The sequence below is a fragment of the Enterovibrio nigricans DSM 22720 genome (assembly GCF_900167155.1).
Lineage (GTDB): Bacteria > Pseudomonadota > Gammaproteobacteria > Enterobacterales > Vibrionaceae > Enterovibrio > Enterovibrio nigricans.
Genome location: NZ_FUXU01000015.1, coordinates 1 through 22597 on the forward strand (window position 1 = coordinate 1; position 22597 = coordinate 22597).

The following is a 22597-nucleotide window of genomic DNA, read 5'->3' on the forward strand; positions in this document are numbered from 1 at the left end:
GTGTTGGGCCTTTGGGAAACCCTACGTAACGAACACACGGGAGAATAGCAACATGGCCAAGACAGGATTAAAAGCGAACGGAAAACTCAAAAAGGGTTACAAGTTCAAGAAAGGCGGCGGAACGGTGAAGGTCTCGACGACCAAGAAGAAAAAGGCACCGCGTAAGCGTAAATAAAAAAAACCAGCATCACAGGGAAGTTATGCTGGCAAGGAACCAAAACACAGTGAAGCAGATTAATTATAATTATTTACAAGATGCAATCTACGCAGTTTGCGCTCTGCGTACGGATGAAATGTAAGGTATCTGCAATTATTTTGTAATACTAAATGTGGCCAATTATTAAGACTACATCAGTTCAAACATATAAAAAGGTGGATATTTTATTGACGCATTAGTCTATGTAGAATTAAAAGGCCGCCCAATTGAGCGGCCTTTTTTTGGTTGTACCTGATAGATACGTGGTCAATTTATGGAAGGGATACAGATTAAGATTATTTAAAACAATGTGTTACTTTGAAAGATATAGCACCTTTCGGTGCTTTTTTCATATCTAGCCTACTGATGAATCTGCGCTTAGCGGCAGAATGGTTGGTGCAGTACGACCGTTGTTTGCAGTGTTCGAATGCCACAAAAGCCTTCAATTTCGCTCGCCAAGTAGTGGATAGATTGAAGATCAGAGGCTTCTACTAGCGCGATAATATCAAAGCTACCACCAACAATGCTGGTGGAGCGTACTTCTGGGATTTCTTTTAAATAGGCAGATACATCCTGTTTTCTTCCTTTCTCACAAGAGATTAATAAGTAGCACGAAGCTGTGTTGGAGCTGTTATCAATGCGTATTTGCGCTGTGTACCCCTTGATAATGCCGGTTTTTTCCAAACGGTTAATTCGTTCAGACACAGCAGTACGGGACAGCCCAACATTACGTGATAAATTTGCAATTGACTCTCTGCCGTTCGACAACAAGTTAGAGAGAATTTTGCGGTCGAGTTTATCTAAACTTTGTAGATTTGATGAAGCTGGCATAGTGATACCTCGTTGATTCTATTCTTATTGTTATCGTATTAAATGTGTTCAGGTAACGTGAAATTAGAGAGCTCTCGTAGCGTAAATGGATTTTTAGGCGTGAGAGGCGTTACTCGAATTTTCAAATCCCGACCAGATACAGTGATGTCGCTGATAAAGCTGCCATCGTTGGTGCTTGTTAGTGTTGAATCTTGTAAAAGGTGATAAATAGCCCACTGACCAGTTTCAGTCAGTACATGCTGCTTCCCTTCGTCTGTGACATCCTGAATTGTAATGCTGATGTTGTTGTCACCGCTTTGTGGTGGCCATTCCAGCTCACGAACTTGACTTGGTCCTTGGTAGTAATTGATACCGGTATCTGCAATTTTGATGGTTGCGCGAATCGCACTCGAATCCAGATCCAACACTTTCACACTAAATGGGATATGGAATCGGTTGGTGCTCTTGTTAATCAACGTATCGCGGATCACGTTGTAGTTACGCAGTTGCACTAAAAGGGCAGGAGATAACGGCATAACTTCGCCATCTACACGCTTCGGTTGCCACAGCATGGTGTCATAGAACGGCGCGAAGTTGTCTTTGATGAAGGTGTCGAGAATACCGCCTGATGCAAACAGCAACTCAAAATCTTCGAGCGAGATATCGCTTTGTGCAGAAGGGTCGAACGGATACTTGTTTAGGCCAATCTCTTTAAATTTGCTATAAACTTCGCTGTACCACTTGCTTTAGTACGGTCGTCATCGGAGATGATGGGCCTGAAATTAAGTCCACGGCATTGGTCAAATCACCAATGGTGCTGTATCGCTTCACTTTGAGTTCACTGAGTGCGTTACGCCAAAAGTTAATGTAGTCATCAGTGTATTTCTTCAATACGTCTTTTTTGAACGCTTCTTGCTCTGGTTTGGTTGGTACTGTGTGGTTTGAAAGGCCAAGCACCCAGTTGTCTGCGATCACTTCTTTAGACATTAGGTCAACGTTCGGGCGGAAGAAGGTGCTGAAGCCTGTCGCGGTATATACCTTATTTATATCCAAACGCTCAATGTCAATCTCATCGGTAAAAAGGTTAGAGAAGTCGAAACCTATCGCACGCGGAAGGTTAAGTGTACCCAAGTCGATACCTTTTGCCTGTGTCAATAGCGTACCGTAAACCAAATCGACATTTGATGAAGACAACAGGTCGCGACGGGTAGCACGTACGAGATCCATATTGATATCTACTGGCGCAAACGGTGTGCGGAAGTAGGCATCAATGTATGACAGCGTTTCAACAGCCACATGGCCATCTACGTTGAGATCATCGAACACTGCAACAGTTTGTTGTCTAAGAAAAGCAAGGTCACGTTTTGCTGGGTCCTTAAACATTAAGTAACCTTTCAACAATGCTAGCGAATGTTGCGAAGAATCAGGATTTTTTCCTAGCTCTAAACGGTAACCTTCTTCAATCATCGGCATCAGGTTGTTCTGAATGTTGTTTAACAGCGAGCCATACGCCAATTTAGTGGATTCTTCGAGTCGGCTGATATTGAGTGACGCCAGTTCTTTGTCCAGCGCAGCGTTCCCACTCATCCATGCGTCAAAAGATGCTTTAATGCGGGTGTTAGCGTTAGCTAGGCGAGATTCGAAATCGCGTGCGTTTTCGTTTTGACTGCCTTGCTGTTCTTCTGCGGCAATGAGTTGGTTCATGACAGAAAGATTACTTTCTAACATGTTGTAGATAAGCACGCTTGAGCCACCTAACACTGTTGCACTGGCAAGTAGCGACAGCATGCTGTGACGGCGGATTTTTCGGAGGTAAGTTTTGTTTTCTCCCGCAAATTCTGACTCAGGCAGTACTTTTGCGTCAACCAAGAAGCGGGTGAAGTACGGCGTTTCGGACAGGTGTGAATAGCCCGATGCAATGATGGGTAAATTGAAGTAGTTACTACAGCTTTTTGCTAGGAGATTGTACTTTCGACCACCTTGGTGGTTTGAGACGAAGAACACCTCACGGATATCCAACACGTAGGTGCCTTGGTTCACTGAGCTGAAACGTTCAAGAACGGTGCGCACTTCAGATTGGCAAAGCTCAAATTGCTTAGGAAAGGTGACGATCGCTTTACGTTCTTCTGTGCTGCTCGAATGTGCTGACGCATCCAGTGCATTGGCTTCCATTACTTTAAGCAGATTGGCATAGCTGTCATTAAAGTAATCCAGCATTGCCCCTTTAGCGTCTTTTAGTGGAATAGTGAGGTAATCGACTGTTGTTTTTAGCGGACTAAACTGGATGTACTCTTTGAAACCATCTAGCTTGTCGAGTTTTGACATCATCAGGTAAATAGGTAACGCCGACGCCGTTTGTTCACCAATGTATGCAAAACGTTTACATAGGGCGGCTAATGCATATTCGACTTGTTCGCTTTCATTGACAATGAGAAATTCGAAATCAATGAACAGTAAACATCCGTTGAAAGGCTTTCTAGGGCGGTACTCAATGATTTCGTTAATGAACGTATTCCACAAGGCAGCATCGACACTTGATACTTCTTGGAACACAAGACGGCGATCAGGTTTGATGTAAATCCCTGCCTCAGATTCATACCATTCGAAAAAGTCATTTTTAACTGAATTGGTTTTATCGACAGGCTTGATGGTATTCGAGGTGAACAGAAATTGCGCTTTGCCCGCGCCTTTCGTACCCATTAGCAGATAAACGGGTTTGTTACCAATACGCTTTAACAGTGGATGAAGAACTAGTCGGAGAGCATCCTCTTCTGTTTCAAGTTGTTGAGATGATAACTGACGGCGCTTTTTAACCCAAAGCACCGTGTTAAATGCCAGGTATGAGAGTGCGACGACAGCGAGAGCACCGTAAAGTACCCACTTTTGAGTGCTGGAGAACCACGTGAAATAGACGCTAAGGATGATTGCTGAGATCAGAAGAGCAACCAGCGTAGAGATCAGTACTGGGTTCCGCTTTATATTATTTTTATACATACGCCTGAAAACTTTTATGGTTGATTATTGATATTCTTGTTATGAGATATTTTGAGTTCATTTATTTTGTATTGGAATATATTTAGCATTCGCTGTGCTTTTTCCAATTCTGCAACATTACTATTTCTTTCGGCAAATTCTATACGTCCTTGAAGAGGGAATAATGAGTTACTGTATTGATAAGCAATTACATAAAAGTGTTCATCTGGGTTTTTCAATTTAGCGTTAGCAAAGTAAGTCCTTGCAGTTTGAAAATCTTTGTTTATGTCACGGTATTGAACTTCTAAGCTTGATTTTTTGGTTTTAAATTCTTCAGTTATTTTTTGAGTAGACGCTGAGTCAGGATATAAATCATTTAGTGACTTTAAGATATTTTCAATTACTTTAAGTTTATTAATGTTATCCGGATCAACAATTAGGTTATTTACTAATTCCTCAGAGCGTGTTAGTAAACTGTTTTTTAGTTCTTCTCTGATTTCTTCGTTTTCTTTCGCTATTCTGCTAGTAAGTACTGACAAATTGCTAATTGATGAGAGTTCCACTTGTTCAGATAAGGTCATTATTTTGTTTTCGGTGTAAGCAATTCTCCCGAAAGTACCTATCATTAACCCTGTTGCAATGAGTGCATAAAGATAGATGGGTTGTTTCTTATTATTTGGCGGTTCAGTGTGTTTCGGTGTCTCTGCTTTGGCGTCATAAGGTGACTTTGACGGCGATACATCCAGCGTTATAGAAGGTTGTGGTACCGACGGTGGAGGTGCAAGTGCTGCTTTCTGTTTTCTTAGTAGCTCAGATTTTCGAGCTTGTTCGGCTTTTAAATCGTCTTGCCATTGACTGAGTATTCGTCGGATCGCTGCTAGAGAGGGGCCTTTAACACCGTAGTGCTGCCGTAATTCTTCATCTATTTTCATTGTAAGGTGATGACCTAACTCTATGAGAGGTAAGTCTTCTTCAGATACCTTTAACTTACGCTGTTGGCGCTCAGTGTGTTCCACGTACCATTCGAATGAAGACATGCGAGCTGTGGATCGGTCTTTCGGTGGATAGGCGCTGTGCCAATAAATAAGGCATATATCTGAAATAATACCGAGACCATCAACGAGTCCCTGAACCCCTCGATTATGCGTAGCTGCAGTTCCATAATAACACGCGCAACGAATGTCTTTGGCGTGGTTGGCCAATATTCTCCGTGAAAGTTCTTCCACTTTCTTCCATGAGACACTGCCCGTTACTTTGCTAAGATTGTTGATTTGACGCTTTATTTCATCAAACTCATCTAGATTATTAGGGTTTTGGCCATTTGGCTGTTCGCCGTCAATAGGTCGGCGAGAAAAATCCGAGTAATACATATGTTCCTTTTATATACAACTGCCAGAGTAGGGAGTGAATTATTATAGTTGTCGTCTATATTCGAGGTCAGATTGTATATTTGTTTATGCACATTCAAATAAAATATCTAAGTTGCCCAGCCACAATAGTCTCATATTGTGATATTAGTTCAGGAAATTCTGCGAGTGTGATCTTCGTTCTATCCTCGGATGTTTAATGCGGGTTAATTTCTGTGGGGTGTTATGTGTTGTTTGGGGTGCGCAATTGTTGCCTTTCTTGTTTTGTGGTCATTGGCGGTTTTTAATAACATGCATAATAACTAAAGTCATAGTTATTATGACGGGTGGTTATGCCAAAGTGGTGTAATTTGTAGTGCTGAGACATTGGGTATTGAAATAGATATTTATATTGTTATTTTTAGCTGATTTCTTTCCAGATGTGCGTTTATTATGGCGAAAATAATTAGAAGTGTTTTGGTGTTGGTAATTAGTCTCTCTTCTCTTTCTGTACACGCAAAAGGAGAGCGTTATGGCATATCAGGCGCTTTGAGAAGTATTGACAGTATTACCTATGAAGAAGGTATGAGCGGGACAGCTGAAACACTAAGCTACGGCATTGTTCACACTCGTCCAATTGATGAAAACAATAACCGCTGGAGATGGTGGTTGGCAGCAAATTACACACAAGACTCCATTATGCCAGATGCTAGTGGCGTTTATCAGGAACTTATTGGACTTGATTTACGCATTATCCCTCAGTATGCACTGGCATCGTGGGGACCCTTTACACCGTACATTGGTGGTGGCTTGTCTTTTGGTTACCAGCAGTATGCGAATCGCTGGCAGGTTGATGATGAGGGTTATAAATATGGTGAACAGCTTGAGGATATTGGTCAGTTTGAGGCTGGGCTGATTTTCACATTCGGTACAGCAATAAAGTTCGGTAGCAATTCGGATAACCATCTTCAGTTAGTACCGCAGATTTCCTATACCTTGCCAATTTATAACGAAGGTATTGGCGGTGCAGAGCTGTCGGTGTCTTTACTGTTCTAAGGGGAACCAGCGATGTATAACAAAAGACTGGTGTTGAACTTCACGAAAACGCCTGAGGAATATACGGGAGCTATGAGTGTTGAGCTGCCCGAGGATGGTGGTTCTATCGGTCGTAACCCCGGAAGTACCGTTGCCCTTATTGATCATAATCGGTTTATCTCGGGTTCGCATTGCCTCGTTCACGTCTATGGGGATTTACACTATATCAGTGATGTAAGCACAAACGGGACGATGTTGAATGGTGCTCGCATTTTAAAGAATCAGCCTATTTCGTTGCACGATGGTGACATGCTGGTATTAGGTCGCTATGAAGTGTCAGTGGCTATTGAAACGAAAATGTTTGCTCAGGATATTGCTATCGACATCGTGCCTGATCGCGAAACTAACGATCCACTAGTTGGACTGGGTGGGTATCAGGCCGAAAGTGAAGAAGTCTCCTCTACCATAGAGGAGCTCTTTATGAAGTCAGATGGTCAAGAGATTGAAAAAGATGATCCTGTAGCGCATTTGGCGTTCTCAATGAATGAGGACGATGATTTTCTCATTAAAGAGCCGAACGCTTCAGGGAAAGAGGAAACAGAGCAACCGGTTGTTTCCTGTCAGTTACATGATGATAGTGACAGTATCTACTCAAATTTTGACGTGCCAAATATAATTCCGGAGGACTGGTTAGCGGGTTCACTCAATGAACAATCTAGTTCTGCACATGCATCTTCACTTAATGAGTGCGTATTGCCAGAGTCAGTCGTTCCTGAATCTATAATCCATCACTCGGAACCATCACTGAGCAACACGGTTGTCCCACCTTTTAAGGATTCTACCTTTACAGAACATTTATCTCAGCAGAGCAGAAAGACAGCATATTGGGAAGAGGTGACACAGGTTATCCCAACGGGTAGCGGGGAGGAACTCAGGGTTGAAGACGTACTTGAGAAGCCTCAGGAGAGTGCGCGCCATACACCTGCAGTTGAAACCTTGGGTGATTTGAGTACGTCGTTCTTTCAAGGTTTGGGTGTTGAGCGGGATGGAGCCATGTCAAAAGATCCCCGCTTTTTCTTACAAATGGGGTCGTGTTTACGGTTATGCATGGAGAAACTTCAGCAGGACTTGCGCGAAGTGGAGAGCCTAAAACAATCAGGCGATTCAGTGGCAGAGAGCAATAACATCCTTGAGTTAATGCTGACACTCAATGAGCAGAATCTTCTCGCGCCCAATGAATTGGTTGAGCAGTTGCTTGATGAGTTGGATGACCATCAGGTGCATTATCATCAAGCTGTGAATGATGTTATCTCTAGTGAATTGGAGCGTCTCCACCCTCAGCGCTTTGCGGAACAAGTAAAAACTGAGTCTTCGTTTAAAACGAAACGCCAATTATGGCGACAGTACGAAGCCTTTTTTGATGAGAAGCACAAAGACGTGATGTATTCAGCTGGCACAACCGCGAAGAATAAAATTGCTGAGCATTACATGAAAAATCTGGGGGTTAAGAGTGCGTAAGTTTTGGGTCAGTGTAGCTGTGTTAGCTCTTTCAGGATGTTCTGTCTGGGATCAGTTCAAGGAATCTTCGGGCATCATTCCTGAAACATCATCGGTCGAACTGATTGTTGAAGCGTCTGATTGGCTTAACGTACGCGAGGGGGGACAACCTTCCCCTGTTATCCTTCGCATTCATGAGCTTACCTCTCCAGTGCTTTTCAGAACCCTCGATTTCTTTGCTTTGTTTGAAAATGATAAAGCGGCGCTAGGGGATGAATACATTAAGCGTTATGAGTTTCAGATTAAACCCGGTGATGAAATTCATCAGTTGTTGATCTTAGACCCAGCCACGCGGGCAATAGGCTATTCCGTCGCTTTCCGAGATATTAATGGCTCATCATGGCGCAAAGTTGAGCAAATTGAAGAGAAGTCCGAATACTTTCAGCGCATCAAGCTGGAAGGGAGTGAAATGATTTCAGATACAACCCGTGGTATCGAGCAGGTCTATTTTTAAGGAACATATATGTCGTTGTATAACCGAGTAGTTTGGCAGGACGGTTTGTTTATGAAGCCCCAGCATTTACAGCAGTTGGAGCGCTATCAGGACAAATTTAGCAGTATGTTAAGCGAATATTGTTCTCCGCTCAATTGGGGTATTAACCGCCTTGAAATAAACACCGAGTTGTTGTCGCTAGGTAAGATTGGTATCACCAAGATTGAAGGTGTTCTTCAAGATCGAACACCATTCCAATTGCCTCTGCAATCTGATTTACCACAAATAATTGATGTTGACTCATCAATGATCGGCAAAGAGGTTTTTCTTTGCTGCCCTCTCCCATCTGAGCGCTCAGAGCTGTTTGGGGAAGAGCGAGTAGGTGCGAGATATTCCATTCACGCTGAAGATGTTGTGGATGCGTGCTTCGAAAGTAACGACATGGCGAATATTCAAGTTGGGAAGCTGAACTTTAGGTTGATGTTCGATCATGAGGATAGAAGTGCTTACACCACCATTCCAATTCTTAAAATTGCGGAGGTGAAACCTGACGGCAGTGTTGTGCTTAACGACAACTATATCCCGACGTGTATTGATATCCATGCCTCAGCAGTATTATCGAAATACGTGAAAGAGTTTGCGTCAATGCTTCGTCACCGTGCGGAATCGATAGTGCAACGTATGGGTATGGTTGATCAACAGGGTGTATCTTCGGTTGCCGATTTTATGTTGTTACAAACCCTCAACCGCTATGAACCGCTTTTTTGGCATTTTGGATCTGTTGAAGGTATCCACCCTGAGGCGCTTTATCGCACGATTTTGCAAGCAGAAGGAGAGTTGTCAACTATCTGCTCTAAAGAGCGGCGGCCTCATCCTTATGTTTCCTATAACCATAGTGAACTAACAAATTGTATGGCTCAAGTCATCGACAGTTCGAAGCAGTGCCTAAGTGTTATGTCTGAACAGCGAGCGTTGCCGTTGACGCTGATTGAGCAAAACTACGGTATCAGTACAGCGGTGATCCCGGATAATAGTTTGGTGAATGCGGCCACGTTTATTCTTGCTGTTAAAGCAGATGTTCCGCTGGATATTTTGCATACTCAATTTGTTAGCCAAATCAAGATTGGCTCAATTGACAATATTCGTCAGCTTATCAACCTTCAACTTCCTGGTATTGGCATTAAACCGATGCCTGTAGTTCCTCGTGCGCTTCCTTTCCATGCAGGTTATACCTACTTCGAATTGGATAAAATGAGCGACGAGTGGGAGAAGCTTGAGAATGCAGCAGCAATAGCAGTTCATGTTTCTGGTGAATTCTCTAATCTATCGTTGCAACTATGGGCTGTTAGGCTATGAGCTATATAGATGACGACGTAACGGTCGTTCTCTTTCAACCCGAGCCGGGAAAGCCTATGGAGGTCATGCCCCCACCGGATCTTTCCCGAAATATCGCAGTCAGTGGTTTAGATCTTGATGCTATTGGTGTTAATCCTCTGGTTGATCAGTTTTCGTGGCTTATAGCGACACTGTCATGCATGTCTTCAATTCCTTGGCTTGACGACCCAATGCCATTTCGTGAGCAAGTCGCTCGTGAAATACGTAAAGGTGAGCGTAAACTGGATGAAATGGAGGTTGAACGTGCGACTATTTTAGTTGTTCGTTACTGTCTATGTGCTGCATTTGATGAAGCTGTACTTTCGCAGCAGTGGGGGGCTGATAGTCGTTGGAGCCAGAACAGCTTATTAGCAGAATTCCACAATGAGACGTCAGGTGGCGATAAATTTTTCATCATTTTAGAACGCTTAAAAAACGAACCTAAAAAGTATCGCTATGTTATAGAATTTTTGTATCTGCTCCTCCAAATGGGTTTCAAAGGGAAATTCGGTCGCGAAGGGCAAGGGGGTAAGGAGGCTTTAGTTGAAATCTCTCAGGTGATTTATCGGCTCGTGCGTGATGACCGATTGCTTGAGAAGGAGAAGCTATCTCTTGTTGATTTGAAAACAAAGTATCTTAAACAACCCCTCAAAAAAGTTGTACCTCCTAAGTTAACACTTCTATTAACTGCTGGAATTCTAATTGCTATGCATGCTGCTGCTTACATCACGATAAATGGAATGTTTCAGAAGATTATTGAGATATATAAGTAGCACTGATATTTACTCTTTGATCAACACATTCGTTGGAGAGAAAGGGCTTTACGCATAGCTTCAAGAACTCTGATGTGACCTATAGAGGGAGTCTAGGTGCTAATGACTGTGAAGGTAAAAGACGTCAATGATTGATATTGACTTGGGTTCGATTGACCGACTTTTCTGATGATTCAGAATCGGAAATCATTCACTGATTTCCGATTTTTTATACCTGTTACTCCGCCCTGAATCACTTTCTCAATTGGCTATATCGGGTCAAAGCAACACTTACCCGCGATCTGCGCGGTAGCAGGTCACATCTATTTCTACTTTTACGTCCACAACCAGATCACAAACCATGCAAATTCGTGCGGGTGGGTGCTCGCCAAAGAACTCTTTAAAAACTTTGTTGAAAGACTGGAAGTAGCGAGAATCTGTCAGCACGACTTTCACATGCATCACATCTGCTAGGGTGTATCCGGCTTCTTCCATGATGTCGACGCAGTTTTGAATCGCAAGACGGGATTGGTCAACAATACCGCCCTCGACCACTTCGCCGTCAATCATTGGGGTTTGGCCGGATACATATAAAAAACCGCCAGCTTCCGTTGCACGCGCGAACGGCAGGTGTTGGCCGCCTGTGCCTGTTCCACCTTCTACGCCATATCGTTTAATTGTCATGAATTTATCTCCATTATTTCGCTGCTAGCGAGTTCAGTATTTTCACGCCGTAAAAAACGGCCATGTCGTCCCTGAACCCCTGTTGATTGTTGGTAACTGATTTTTCCGTTTACCCAAACGGTATGGATCCCTTGGGCGGCTTGCTTCGGCTGTCGAAAGCTGGCGGAATCGGTGATTTCATCTGGGTTGAACAACACCAGATCGGCAAAATTGCCGACTTTGATCTCGCCGCGTTTAACCAGGTTAAAGCGTCGCGCAGACAGACCAGTCATCTTGTGGATTGCCGTCGTGAGAGGGAACAATTTACGCTCGCGGCAGTAATATCCAAGCACTCGGGGGAACGCGCCCCATAGACGAGGGTGAGGGTGAGGATCATTCGGTAGGCCATCAGATCCAATCATGGTCAACGGGTACTGAAGGACGCGCTCGACATCGTCGACATCCATATTGTGATAAACCGCGCCAGCAGGCTGAAGTTTCTTAGCTGCGTCAAGAAGGCTCAGGCCAAGTTCACCTGCAATTTCAGAGAGCATTTTTCCCGCCAAGTCAGGCAGTGAGGCTGACCAAGTGATAAAAATCGGATAGTCGTGAGTAACTTGTTTTAAGTCTAATGTTGAGGAGCTGGCGGAATAGGGATAACAATCGCAGCCAACCTCCAGCGATTGACGGGCATGCTCCATTTTTTCCAGAACTTCATGTGCGCGCCCCCAATTTCCGGCGCCAGCGCATTTGAGGTGGGAGATGACAACGGGCACTTTTGTCGCCATCCCGACTCGGAATGCTTCATCCATTGCGTCCAAAATACCTTCAAACTCTGTGCGCAAATGCGTGGTGTATATGGCATTGACGCGTGTAAGTTCTTGCGTGAGAGCCAAAACCTCGCGTTCTTCGCAACGCTTTGCGCTGGCATATGCCAACCCAGTACTGAGGCCGAGTGCGCCTTCGTTCAGCGCATGCCTGAGTTGTTTCTTCATCACACCAATTTCTTCTGGTGTCGCCGGGCGATAAAGGTCATCCATCACGTTGTTTCTTAGCGTCGTATGCCCGACTAAAGTGGCAACATTGACGGCTGGCTCTGCGTCGTTGACCGCATCGACGTAGCTGGAAAACGTGGGGTATTTGAAGTCCTTTCTTTCCCCCAATAAGTTCATTGGATCGGGCGGTTCATCCGTTAGCACGGCGGGCGAGGCGCTGATACCGCAGTTGCCCACAATGGTGGTCGTGACGCCCTGAGAGATTTTCGGGATACACTCAGGCATTCTGATGACATTCGTATCATCATGCGTATGCACGTCTATGAAGCCAGGGCTCAGCACGAGCCCCTTGGCGTCGACGACGCGTTTTGCGTGAGTAGCATCAAGCTGACCTATTGCCACTATTTCATCATCAATTATTGCCACATCGGCCAGATATGAGGGCTGGTTTTGGCCGTCAATAATTGTCGCACCCTTAATTAAGCAGTCGTATTTCATAGTGTTCTCAGCGCGAGGCTTTAATCCCCCAAAGGTTGTCGGTCTCTGCCTCCCCGATAGGAATCCAAAGCCAGTTTTAGTCTTCTGAGCTTGTCACGAGAGCGTCGTTTATGTGTGACGGCAATTTGCATGGAAATCACGTCTACTAAGGCCAGCATCGCGTAACGGGAAGCCGAAGGCTTATAAATAAAATCCGTTTCTTGTGTCGTAATCGGCAATAGCAGATCGCAAATGTCTGCTAACGGCGAATCAGCCTGAGTGATTGCTATCACCTTGAGGCCATATTTTTTGGCTAACTGCGCGGTGTCTAAGATGCCTGGGGTGTGCCCTGTGGTCGACATGATCACCATGACATCACTGCTGTCTGCCGTTGCCGCAACCATTCGGGTGAGCAATCCGTCGTGGTAGGCTGTAATGGCATACCCCAGACGAAACAGGCGATGCTGCAACTCTTGGGAAACCATGGTTGAGCCTCCACCCATGCCGACACTGATAATTTGTCTTGCACTGTGTAGCCAATTGACGGCTTTTTCGATGTCTTTTTCATCGAGCAGTTTTCGATTCGCATCCATAGACTGCTTTATGGATTCATAAATGCCATGAATCCCGGTTTGCTCAACGGGTTCAATAATAAAGCGCTGACCAACAGCCAATGATTGGGCCAGTTTCATCTTTAAATCGCGCACGTTTTTACAGCCCACAGCCTTTGCAAAACGCGTAATGGTGGCTTCGCTGACCTGAGCGTCTTTTGCAAGTTCGGTAATACTCATGCTGGCCGCACCCGCCAGGTTATCCATGACACATTTAGCCACTTTTTTTTCAGCGTCTCTCAATGCATCAAAGCGTTGTGATATCTGAGACAGGATGTCTACTTCCATCGTCATTCCGATTACCTCATGCAATATCGTAGCGATTCGAACGTGCGGATAAAGTGACTAGACGCACATTAATATCGATTTTGTTTGATAGTTTCCAACCTGATAGAAATTATATATCATCATAAACCCACGCACCACCATAGCTCGACGGTAAGTTAAGAGGATGAGGTTATGTCGGAATTGAAAAATAGTTTTGGTAGTTATTATCACACGTTGGACTCGCTTCCCTTTGAAAAGGGCGCAAAAGGCGTTCCATTGATGCGAAAGTCACAAGGCAAATATTCCTTACTCACCGATTTACCGTTGCCTGCTGCTGTCGTTTCAGAATCCGCCATCACGCATAACGCCAGTTGGATGCAAACCTACGCGAATCAAAGCGATGTATTGCTTGCTCCTCACGGTAAAACGACGATGTCTCCCCAGTTGTTCAAAGCACAGATTGCTCAGGGTGCATGGGGACTGACACTCGCCACGCCAGCGCAGGCGTTGATTGCTGCAGAGGCCAGTGCCAAGCGTATCATTCTTGCTAATCAAGTTGTGGGGTGGGCGAATATTAATGCAGTGCTGGACATCATCGAGCACTATCAAACCGAGGTCTATCCCTGTGTTGATAGCCCGTACCTTGTTGAGCAGTGGCAGGAAGCAGCGAAGCGCCGAGGGCTCCATGTGTCACTTCTCGTGGAGTTGGGCGTAAAGGGTGGTCGTTGCGGCTGCCGTACCCATCAGCAAGTCAAAGCGTTAGCACAACACATTGCCCAGTCGGAAAACTTGATGTTCGCTGGCATTGAGTTTTATGAAGGTGTCATCCATGCAGAGCATGAAGACGATGATGTCGAACCTGAGGTAAGAAAGTTTGTTAATTCGGCGGTTGAGCTGGCAGAGTCGTTACAATCCCTTTCGCCGCTTGAAAAGCCAATCATTACGGGGGCTGGCTCTGTGTGGTATGACGTTGTGGCTGAGGCATTCGCAGGGAAAACCACACTCACAACCATCATCCGGCCGGGCTGTTATCTCATCCATGATGACGGTATCTACCAAGAATCGCAAAGTGCCGTGATGAATAGAGCGCGTAGAGACGACAGTGCGGCTTGTCATTTGAATGGCGACCTCATTTCTGCACTGACAATCTATGCGCATGTCATTTCGGTGCCAGAAAAAGGGAAAGCTGTTATTGGGTTAGGGAAGCGAGATGTGGCGTTTGATGCGGGCTTGCCAAAAGCGATTGGCTTATATCGAGACGGTCAGCAACTGCCTCTGCCTTCCGTCTCTTCAACAGATATCATGGATCAACACCTTTTTCTGAACACGATGTATGAAGGTGCGCTGCGGGTTGGCGACATTATGGTTTTTTCCACCTCGCACCCTTGCCTGACGTTTGATAAGTGGCGTTATATTGGCGTGGAAACAGAACCTTGCGTCATCACCAAGTGGTTAGACACATACTTCTAGCGCCTAACAAAACCATGCGGTAAGCATATCGGGCGGCATTATTTTCAACAGACGCCATTGGTTTCTATCTGATGCCACACTATAAACGGTGCCGGTTAACGCCGCTTAAATTGGCGCGAGTTGAATGTTAACAAAAAGTAAACGAAGATCACAAATTGAAAGGAAATTTGCCTTCATTTGACCATGTTACTTTTTCAAGTGGCGCCCCCTGCATTTCCAATCTTTACCCTTATTATCCTGCACTTCAACGATGTTACTTATCTACACGGAAAATAGGTAAGAACTCCTCAAATAACCGCTAAACTCAATAAAAACAAGTAACTAACATAAACTATGAAGTGTGTGTGTTAGAAACTATCACACATTGCTATTTTTGGGATTTACATCACGGCTGAATGGGTATTCCGACATTAAGCTTTGGTTCACTTAGCCGTCAAAAGTGCCTTTATGCATGAACAGGGACACATCATGACCTCCTCCGAATTGATACAACGAAAGATCAACGCCGTTAAGGTCCGCCTCTATAAAATGAATCAGTGTGTGGTCGCCATTCTTATGATCTTGCTGATATTGGATGTCTGGTTGGGCGTATTGGATCGTTATTGGCTGAAGTTTCAACTTGCTTGGGTGGAAGAGCTTGCTCGCTACATCATGATTTGGGCGATTTTAATGGCTGTTCCTTGTTGCACGGCAAATCGCGAACACATGGGGCTCGCTTTTATTGCGGACAGGCTGCCGGACAGAATAAGACTTGGCTTGCAACTCGCATTGAGTACGCTGACTGTTTGTTTTTTTGCTTATATTTCATTTCTTGGTATCACCTTCGTTGAAAAAGGCGCGAGCCAGCTTTCAACCGTATTTGGTTTACCCATGGCGTACGCTTACGCCGCTATTCCCGTCGCGTTTGGACTTTTTGCGCTGCAAGCTTTTCTGGTGCTTTTAGAGGACATTTTCTTCGTGTTCTGTGGTGCTTACGAAACGTCTCACCTTCCTCAACAGGAGGATATCTGATGGTTGCTGCACTCTTCTTTTTTCTGATGTTTCTCGGTGCCCCTGTCGCTATCGCTCTAGGTGTTGCTGGACTGGCTGGTATGTATGAAATCGGCGGTTCGCATTTCACGTCCCTGGCGCCAAGCAAAATATTTAATGGGCTTAATATTTTCCCGTTTCTTGCCATGCCGTTCTTTATATTGGCTGGGGAGATCATGAACCACACGGGTATCACCAGCCGTCTGGTCTTTTTGGCTCAGGCTTTAGTAGGCCACTTTAGAGGCGGTTTGGCACATTCAAACATGCTTGCTTCTGTCTTTTTTTCTGGGATCACGGGCTCTGCTACTGAAGATGCTGCAGCCTTTGGGCGAACACTGGTTCCTGCAATGGAAAAAGAAGGCTACTCCAAAGATTACGCCTGCGCAGTGACAGCAGCGGGTTCCATCATAGGGCCGACTATCCCGCCTTCCGGCATAATGGTGGTTTATGGTTCGCTGATGGGTGTTTCTATCGGCGGCCTGTTTGCGACGGGTATTTTACCTGGGCTTTTGGTGTGCTTTGTCTGCATGGCGATTATTGCCTCAATGGGTAAACGCAAAGGCTTACCGAAAAATCAACAACGCGCATCATTGAAGCAGATCTTGTTGCTGCTTCGACAATCCAGTCTCGCCTTGTTCATGCCTGTGATTATCTTGGGTGGCATTGTTTTTGGTATTGTTACCCCGACGGAAGCGGCCTCCATAGCCGTGGCTTATGCCTTGATCATCGGTACTTTTATCTATCGCAACCTCTCGTTGACGGCGTTCTATCATATGATTGTTCGCACCGCCCAAATCTCCGGTGTGATTTACCTCATCATAGGGTCGGCATCCATTCTGGGCTGGTGGCTGAGCTTCAACCAAATCCCACAGATGATTGCGGATGTGTTCATTTCCCTGTCAGACAACCCGAATATCATTCTGGCGTTGATCATCTTGTTATTGCTGACGGTCGGCATGCTGATGGACATCAATGTCATGTTGGTCATTCTCGCGCCTATTCTGGTCCCTCTAACCGCGGAAATTGGGCTTGACCCGCTGCATGCGGGCATCATTTTTGTGCTCGCACTTAACGTTTCTTTAATGACCCCACCAATAGGTGCTTGCCTGTTTGTTCTGTCATCGGTTACTGGCGCAAAGATTGAAGGGATATCTAAGGAGCTAATGCCATTTCTAATCGGCCAGTTACTTTTACTGTTTTTTATCGCTTATTCACCGGACGTGGTGCTTTACATCCCTCGGCTGCTTGGCTACTAGCCCAAGCTGAATTACCACGAGCGTTTTCGTCCTTGAACGCTCGAAGAAGCAAACATAACAATGGAGTGATTATGAAAAACATCAACAAATCCTTTATCGCCGCGGCGCTTGCAACGACTCTGTTATCCGCACCGTTTGCCATGGCAGAAAAAGTGCTTCGCATTGGGCATGATAATAAAGCGGGCATCATGGAAAATCCGGCGCACGCTTTCACGGGTGTGTTTAAAAATATTGTTGAAACAGCCACCAATGGTGAAATCAAGGTTCAGGTTTTCCCGAGTAACCAACTCGGCTCCGCCAAAGAGCACATTCAGATGGTGCGAGACGGTCAGTTGCAGGGCACGCTTGCACCTGTAGGGCCGCTTGCAGGGTATTACCCCCGTATTGGTGTGCTGGATGTGCCTTTTGCCTTCTCAAGTAATGCGGCGACCTATGAGGTCTTTGACGGCAAATTTGGGCAAACGCTAGCGAAAGACATTGAAAGTGAGTTGAAAGACGTAAAAGTGCTCGGTTTCCCTGATACCGGTGGTTTCTTCTCTGTCACCAACTCCAAGCGACCGCTTGAATCCTTGGCGGATTTTAAGGGGTTGCGTATCCGCACCATGACATTGCCTACCCACCAAAAGATCATCCAATCTCTGGGAGCTGAAGCGTACCCACTTGCTTGGGGTGAGGTTTATTCTTCGCTTCAAACTGGCGTAATTGACGGGCAAATGAACCCGATCCCGACCGTCTCGTTTGCCAAATTCAACGAAGTGCAAGGTTACCTGACCCTCACCAACCACCTGTTTGCCCCTTATACATTCATGATCAACAAAGAGTTCTATGATGGGCTAACGCCGGAGCAGCAAGCGATTGTGTCTGATGCTGTGGAAATTGCTCTGAGCTCAAATCGCGGACTGGCGAGATTGATTGAAGCATCTAAAGACCGTGGGTTGGATGGTTTAAAAGCGAAAATGGAAGTTAACGCTTTGAGTGGTGACCAGCGACAAGCGATGCGCAACGCTACACAACCTGGTGTAATTGAATACATCAAAGAAACCCATGGTGATAAAGGCACAGAGTTACTTAACCTTTTCTTGAGTGAAGTCGAAAAGGCAAACCAAAGCGTGTATCTGCAGTAATTTTGAGAAGGAGCCGTATTGGGCTGCGATGATGCCCAATACGGCGATTAATTGCATCGAGTTATTGTAATAATTAGTGATGATATTCACCAAATAGTTATCGTAAGTGGCAGCATTATGATTTTCGTTTTAATAAATCATAATGCTTATAGTTCGCAATTTGTGAGTTTTTCAATGGTGATTAATAATAAATAATTGACCGTTCAGTGTGTTTACAAATTAGCTGTACCAATAAATACCCAAAATGGTTATATTGTGATCTCCCCTTTAATTTAAGGGTCTTTCATAATATAAGGGAAATTTGATATGAATGATAAAGTTAAAACAAATGGAGAGAAGTACGATCTTAGTCAGGTGGTTGAACTTGAGTTAGTCAATAACTATCACGATTTGCTCGGTTGTATCGTCCGAGCAAATGGAGATATGCCCAAAGATCGTTCCGATTGGGATTTTCACAAAGGAACATCACGAATTTGGGAAGTTAGACACACCGACGGTGTCGCCCAAGTATGGGGTGTTGTTGAGGATGAAGTCGAAGTTTTGAAGTTAATTGATTTTAACGGAGAATCACCTAATCATTCATCGGATGACCTTGTTTTTCCAAATAATGAATAATGGGTACCGAATTTGAAATGAGAGTGGCGTTACATCATTTTAATTAGATATGTCTCTGAATCTTTTGCTTTCTCATAAAATGTCTGTTTTATTAATCTTATTCAGACATGATGCATAAGACAAGTTTGGCCTTTGGAGTAATTTTACCTTATCGACCAAACAAAAAGCAGGCTTTCGCCTGCTTCGTCATTAAAACGTTCGTTGTTATTTGTTGGTGATTGCTGAACGGGTAAAGCCGCGGTTGTCTGTTAATAATCGTCCTGCTTCTTCGGCCGACACACTGGCTAATATCATCACTATTGCAGTTTTGCAGTGGCCATTAGCTAAGTCCAATGCCGCGATGGCTTCTTCTCTCGTGCAATCTGTGGCTTCGATGACAATTTTCTTTTGACGCTCAACAAGCTTGGCGTTGGTCGCTTCTACATCGACCATTAAGTTGCCATACACTTTTCCGGAGCGGATCATGGCGCCAGTGGTCAACATATTGAGGACCAGTTTTTGTGCAGTACCCGCTTTCATGCGTGAAGATCCTGTTACCACCTCAGGGCCGACAATCGGGGTAATCGCAATGTCTGCTAGCGTTGTCATGGGGGCTGTTGGGTTACAGCAAATACACGCGACAGTTGCTCCCACTGAGCGGGCATATTCCATTCCAGCGATAACATAAGGCGTGCGGCCGCTTGCTGCGATACCCACTAACACATCATTGCTAGACAGGTTAATGTCTTTAAGATCTTGTTGACCAAGCTCGCGGTTATCTTCTGCGTTTTCAACCGCTTTCAAGATAGCCTGATGGCCTCCGGCGATTAGCCCAACCACTTGCTTTGCTGGGGTGCCATAAGTGGGCGGGCACTCACTTGCATCCAAAATGCCCAAACGTCCCGAGGTGCCTGCGCCGGTATAAATTAAGCGACCGCCGTTAGCGAAGGCGTCGACAATGGCATCAACCGTTTCAGCAATTGAAGGCAATGTTGCTTCAACGGCAAGCGCCACCTTTTTATCTTCATTATTGATAACTTGTAGCATCTCGGTGGTGCTCAATTCATCGATATGTTCACTGGCCGGGTTACGGCTCTCAGTAATCATGGTGTTTAATTCAATGGTCATTCGTGTTCTCTCATTATCGATGGGGGAGATACTATTGAATAATGTGTTCTCAGTGTGTTGCGACGATCACAGACTACTTTATTCCACGCGCTATGAAATAGTGGCGTTGACGTTGTGGACTGCCATGATAGCAAGTTCATCTACTTCATTGCACCCGAGTTGGTATTGGGTGTGTTTTACGTGACGATAGCTGCGTTCACTTTGATAAATAGGTCATAAGGCAACGAGATGAGCTATTGATAGCCTTGCGATCAAACGCACGCTTCGGAATTGCTGTTCAGAGAAATCAATTAAATAACAGTGCAATGTCACTTATTCTAGGACGGCTTAAATAATCAAAATAACAAAAACATTTTTTTGCGCCACTTTTTGCTGACGGACGTTATTTAAAAACGCCACACAGCCTGTATAAGGTTGTTCGGCTTATAGACAGCAATCATTTAGGGAAGACGAGCGATGAAAAAGATTGGATTTTTAGCTGCCGCTTTGGCATTGGGTATTAGCAGTACGGCCCAAGCAACGGAAGGCGTGTATGTGGGCGCAAATATGCTGTTTGGTGCTGAGACTGAATTCGAAATATCGGGCTTTACCGCGAGCGAAGACAGCGACGTTGGGTTTGACTTCTTTATTGGGTATCAAATGCCGATTTCCGATTATATTGACCTGGGGATGGAGCTGGAATTTCGTTTTTTTGGTGAAGCGAATTTTTCTAACGTATTAATGCTTGAAGGATCGGCCTTCTACTTCAACGCGAAGCCAAAGTTTTATGTGGACGATGCAAGAAGTTTCTATGTGGCGGGCTTAGTTGGGTTTGGTTCAATGGACATTGAAGTGCGCGATTCATCAGGCACCGCCAGCGATTCGGATTCCAGTATCCAATTTGGTATTGAAGCAGGCTATGAGACGGAGTCCGGCTTTGGTGTGAATCTCGGTTTCAAATCTGCGACGGCTGAGATTCAGACTATCGACTTTACGACTAACGGGTTTTATGCCGGTGTGAGTTATCGCTTCTAACTTACGCTATCATGTTGTGATGAGGGAGATATTTCCCTCATTTTTTGCTACATACTTTATCGGTTTTCGTTCAAATTCCCCGCCCTACGTTCGGCCTTTTATGCTCTTTACCTGTCTCGTGTATATTATTCCATGTATAGTGCAATGTTATAAAAATGATACGTGTGTTGAACTTCTATTCTTTGGTTAGGTTGCATATAAATGAGTTGTTTTCGAGACAAACAATTAAAAATATTATCTCTATACGACCATTGTATTAGTTTTATCTCATGCTAATATTTTAGCACTTAATTAATGATGCATTCTAATACTATCATTATTAATTTGTACTACATTACCCTATGTGATTTAAAATAATAAAAGCGGGAGGTTTGATGTATTCTCGCGTTAATACAGTAATGTTGGTTGGCATATGTATACTTCATTCGGAAACAGCGTTCGCTGTTTCAGAGTCACTATCGATGACGATCTCTGGTGAGATTGAGTCTCGGTGTGATATCAAGTTGAATGCTGGAAATGTCGTCAATATAACGGAGAGGAAAAAACATACCCTCCCATTTATTGTCGATTGCAATCAGCCATTTGCAATGTCAGTCTTTTCAAGATCCGGTGGTCTGAAATTGACGAGCGATCACAGTGATAAACCCAATTTCTATGACCTAAATATATTGGTGTCTAGTGTGGGTATTAATCGCACCTTTAATAGTAAAGATTTACATTATCCGCAATATGTTAACGGTTCAAATGCTATTCCATTCCTCTCCGAAGGAAAGTTGGTAATAACATTGAAAGAAAAGTTAATTTTCGCAGGGGAATATTTGGACATCATTACTATTGACGTTTCGCCTTCAATTAACGATGCATATTAATAATTTATAGAATCTGCAGTCATGCAGTCATGCAGTTGATTCGGCTCAAAATGGCTTTTTGAGCCGATACATGTAAGTTAAATGATCTCTTGGAGAAGTTTATGAAAAGGCTAGTTCTCGCAACAATGTCAGTGTCTGCGTTATTTGCGGCGGTTTCTTATGCTGCACCTCAATCCGTTCAAGTGTCGGGTAATGTTGACCCTGTCTGCGCGGTCACCGGTTTGCACGATACGACAAACCTGCATGTCGGTCAGTTAAATACAGGGTCTGCAACCACAGGCACGATCCAAGACATTACCGTAACGTGTAATTATGCGTCGGGTGCAACGGTTACGCTGACCAGTTCTAATCAAGGTTTAAAAAGCACTGATCCAACTTCCACCATTCTGCTGGATTACACAGCTTCGCTCGCAATGGGTGGTAGCCCAGTTTCTTTAGACACTTCTGTTGGTAACAGTGCTTCTGCCAATTATGCTGGTTCGGCTTCGTTGGCCGCTGGCGTGACGAGTGATATGGCCATCAATGTCCCCACGGGTACGGTGTTTGCCGGTGACTATACAGATACGCTAACAATCACAGTAGCTCAGCAATAGAGCGGTCAGGGAGGCGATAGCCTCCCTGTGT

Annotated in this window: 19 protein-coding genes and 1 pseudogene; 13 read left to right on the plus strand and 7 right to left on the minus strand. The window is 44.7% G+C overall.

The features are described 5' to 3' along the window. Positions 1-574: 574 nt before the first annotated feature. The 3 genes and pseudogenes from B5D35_RS07775 to B5D35_RS07785 form a co-directional block, all read right to left on the minus strand. Positions 575-1027: an Lrp/AsnC family transcriptional regulator gene (locus tag B5D35_RS07775; protein ID WP_078752023.1), complete on the minus strand. Its 453-nt coding sequence runs from the start codon at positions 1025-1027 to the stop codon at positions 575-577. Between the two features lie 38 nt (positions 1028-1065). Continuing rightward, positions 1066-4000 (minus strand): annotated as a pseudogene (locus B5D35_RS07780) (ImcF-related family protein). Positions 4001-4014: 14 nt separating this feature from the next. Then, positions 4015-5349: a type VI secretion system ImpA family N-terminal domain-containing protein gene (locus B5D35_RS07785; RefSeq protein WP_078752024.1), complete on the minus strand. Its 1335-nt coding sequence runs from the start codon at positions 5347-5349 to the stop codon at positions 4015-4017. A gap of 429 nt (positions 5350-5778) precedes the next feature. Between B5D35_RS07785 and B5D35_RS07790 the strand changes: the two genes are divergently transcribed. From B5D35_RS07790 to icmH, 5 genes are read left to right on the plus strand one after another with little or no spacing between them, the layout of a single operon-like run. Continuing rightward, entirely contained in the window at positions 5779-6381 is a 603-nt protein-coding gene (locus B5D35_RS07790) for a hypothetical protein (RefSeq protein ID WP_078752025.1), read from the plus strand. Positions 6382-6393: 12 nt separating this feature from the next. Next, positions 6394-7878 (plus strand): type VI secretion system-associated FHA domain protein, encoded by a 1485-nt coding sequence (locus tag B5D35_RS07795; RefSeq protein WP_078752026.1) that lies wholly within the window; start codon positions 6394-6396, stop codon positions 7876-7878. Beyond that, complete coding sequence (gene tssJ, locus B5D35_RS07800; RefSeq protein WP_078752027.1) at positions 7871-8371, plus strand: type VI secretion system lipoprotein TssJ; 501 nt, start codon at positions 7871-7873, stop codon at positions 8369-8371. The genes B5D35_RS07795 and tssJ overlap by 8 nt, the downstream gene beginning before the upstream one ends. Positions 8372-8380: 9 nt before the next feature. Further along, positions 8381-9706, plus strand: a complete 1326-nt coding sequence (gene tssK, locus B5D35_RS07805) for a type VI secretion system baseplate subunit TssK (RefSeq protein ID WP_078752028.1) — start codon at positions 8381-8383, stop codon at positions 9704-9706. Further along, positions 9703-10497 carry a type IVB secretion system protein IcmH/DotU gene (gene icmH, locus B5D35_RS07810; RefSeq protein WP_078752029.1) on the plus strand — a complete coding sequence of 265 codons (795 nt, stop codon included), beginning with the start codon at positions 9703-9705 and terminating at the stop codon, positions 10495-10497. Before tssK ends, icmH begins: the two co-directional genes overlap by 4 nt. Positions 10498-10767: 270 nt before the next feature. On the opposite strand, the gene B5D35_RS07815 is transcribed toward icmH, so the two are convergent. From B5D35_RS07815 to B5D35_RS07825, 3 genes are read right to left on the minus strand one after another with little or no spacing between them, the layout of a single operon-like run. Continuing rightward, a complete protein-coding gene (locus B5D35_RS07815) occupies positions 10768-11160 on the minus strand; it encodes a RidA family protein (protein ID WP_078752030.1) in 393 nt (130 codons plus the stop codon). Further along, positions 11157-12632: an N-acyl-D-amino-acid deacylase family protein gene (locus B5D35_RS07820; protein WP_078752031.1), complete on the minus strand. Its 1476-nt coding sequence runs from the start codon at positions 12630-12632 to the stop codon at positions 11157-11159. The genes B5D35_RS07815 and B5D35_RS07820 overlap by 4 nt, the downstream gene beginning before the upstream one ends. Before the next feature lie 20 nt (positions 12633-12652). Next, on the minus strand, positions 12653-13516 hold the full coding sequence (locus tag B5D35_RS07825) for a MurR/RpiR family transcriptional regulator (RefSeq protein ID WP_078752032.1): 864 nt from the start codon (positions 13514-13516) through the stop codon (positions 12653-12655). Positions 13517-13681: 165 nt separating this feature from the next. Here B5D35_RS07825 and B5D35_RS07830 point away from each other — a divergent pair, with 165 nt between their 5' ends. The 5 genes from B5D35_RS07830 (at position 13682) to B5D35_RS07850 (ending at position 18983) form a co-directional block, all read left to right on the plus strand. Next, positions 13682-14959 carry an alanine racemase gene (locus B5D35_RS07830; protein ID WP_078752033.1) on the plus strand — a complete coding sequence of 426 codons (1278 nt, stop codon included), beginning with the start codon at positions 13682-13684 and terminating at the stop codon, positions 14957-14959. A gap of 468 nt (positions 14960-15427) precedes the next feature. After that, complete coding sequence (locus tag B5D35_RS07835) at positions 15428-15970, plus strand: TRAP transporter small permease (RefSeq protein WP_078752078.1); 543 nt, start codon at positions 15428-15430, stop codon at positions 15968-15970. Beyond that, a complete protein-coding gene (locus B5D35_RS07840) occupies positions 15970-17244 on the plus strand; it encodes a TRAP transporter large permease (protein WP_078752034.1) in 1275 nt (424 codons plus the stop codon). Before B5D35_RS07835 ends, B5D35_RS07840 begins: the two co-directional genes overlap by 1 nt. A gap of 71 nt (positions 17245-17315) precedes the next feature. Continuing rightward, on the plus strand, positions 17316-18368 hold the full coding sequence (locus tag B5D35_RS07845) for a TRAP transporter substrate-binding protein (protein WP_078752035.1): 1053 nt from the start codon (positions 17316-17318) through the stop codon (positions 18366-18368). A gap of 306 nt (positions 18369-18674) precedes the next feature. Next, on the plus strand, positions 18675-18983 hold the full coding sequence (locus B5D35_RS07850) for a hypothetical protein (protein WP_078752036.1): 309 nt from the start codon (positions 18675-18677) through the stop codon (positions 18981-18983). A gap of 204 nt (positions 18984-19187) precedes the next feature. On the opposite strand, the gene murQ is transcribed toward B5D35_RS07850, so the two are convergent. Beyond that, positions 19188-20090, minus strand: a complete 903-nt coding sequence (gene murQ / locus B5D35_RS07855; RefSeq protein WP_078752037.1) for an N-acetylmuramic acid 6-phosphate etherase — start codon at positions 20088-20090, stop codon at positions 19188-19190. 456 nt (positions 20091-20546) lie between these two features. Between murQ and B5D35_RS07860 the strand changes: the two genes are divergently transcribed. The 3 genes from B5D35_RS07860 to B5D35_RS07870 all read left to right on the plus strand — a co-directional run bounded on the left by B5D35_RS07860 (position 20547) and on the right by B5D35_RS07870 (position 22566). Beyond that, positions 20547-21104 (plus strand): outer membrane beta-barrel protein, encoded by a 558-nt coding sequence (locus tag B5D35_RS07860; protein ID WP_078752038.1) that lies wholly within the window; start codon positions 20547-20549, stop codon positions 21102-21104. 374 nt (positions 21105-21478) lie between these two features. Next, positions 21479-21973 (plus strand): hypothetical protein, encoded by a 495-nt coding sequence (locus B5D35_RS07865; RefSeq protein WP_078752039.1) that lies wholly within the window; start codon positions 21479-21481, stop codon positions 21971-21973. A gap of 101 nt (positions 21974-22074) precedes the next feature. Next, the gene (locus B5D35_RS07870; protein WP_078752040.1) at positions 22075-22566 is read left to right on the plus strand and encodes a hypothetical protein; all 492 of its coding nucleotides are present in this window, start codon (positions 22075-22077) and stop codon (positions 22564-22566) included. The last annotated feature ends 31 nt before the right edge of the window (positions 22567-22597 follow it).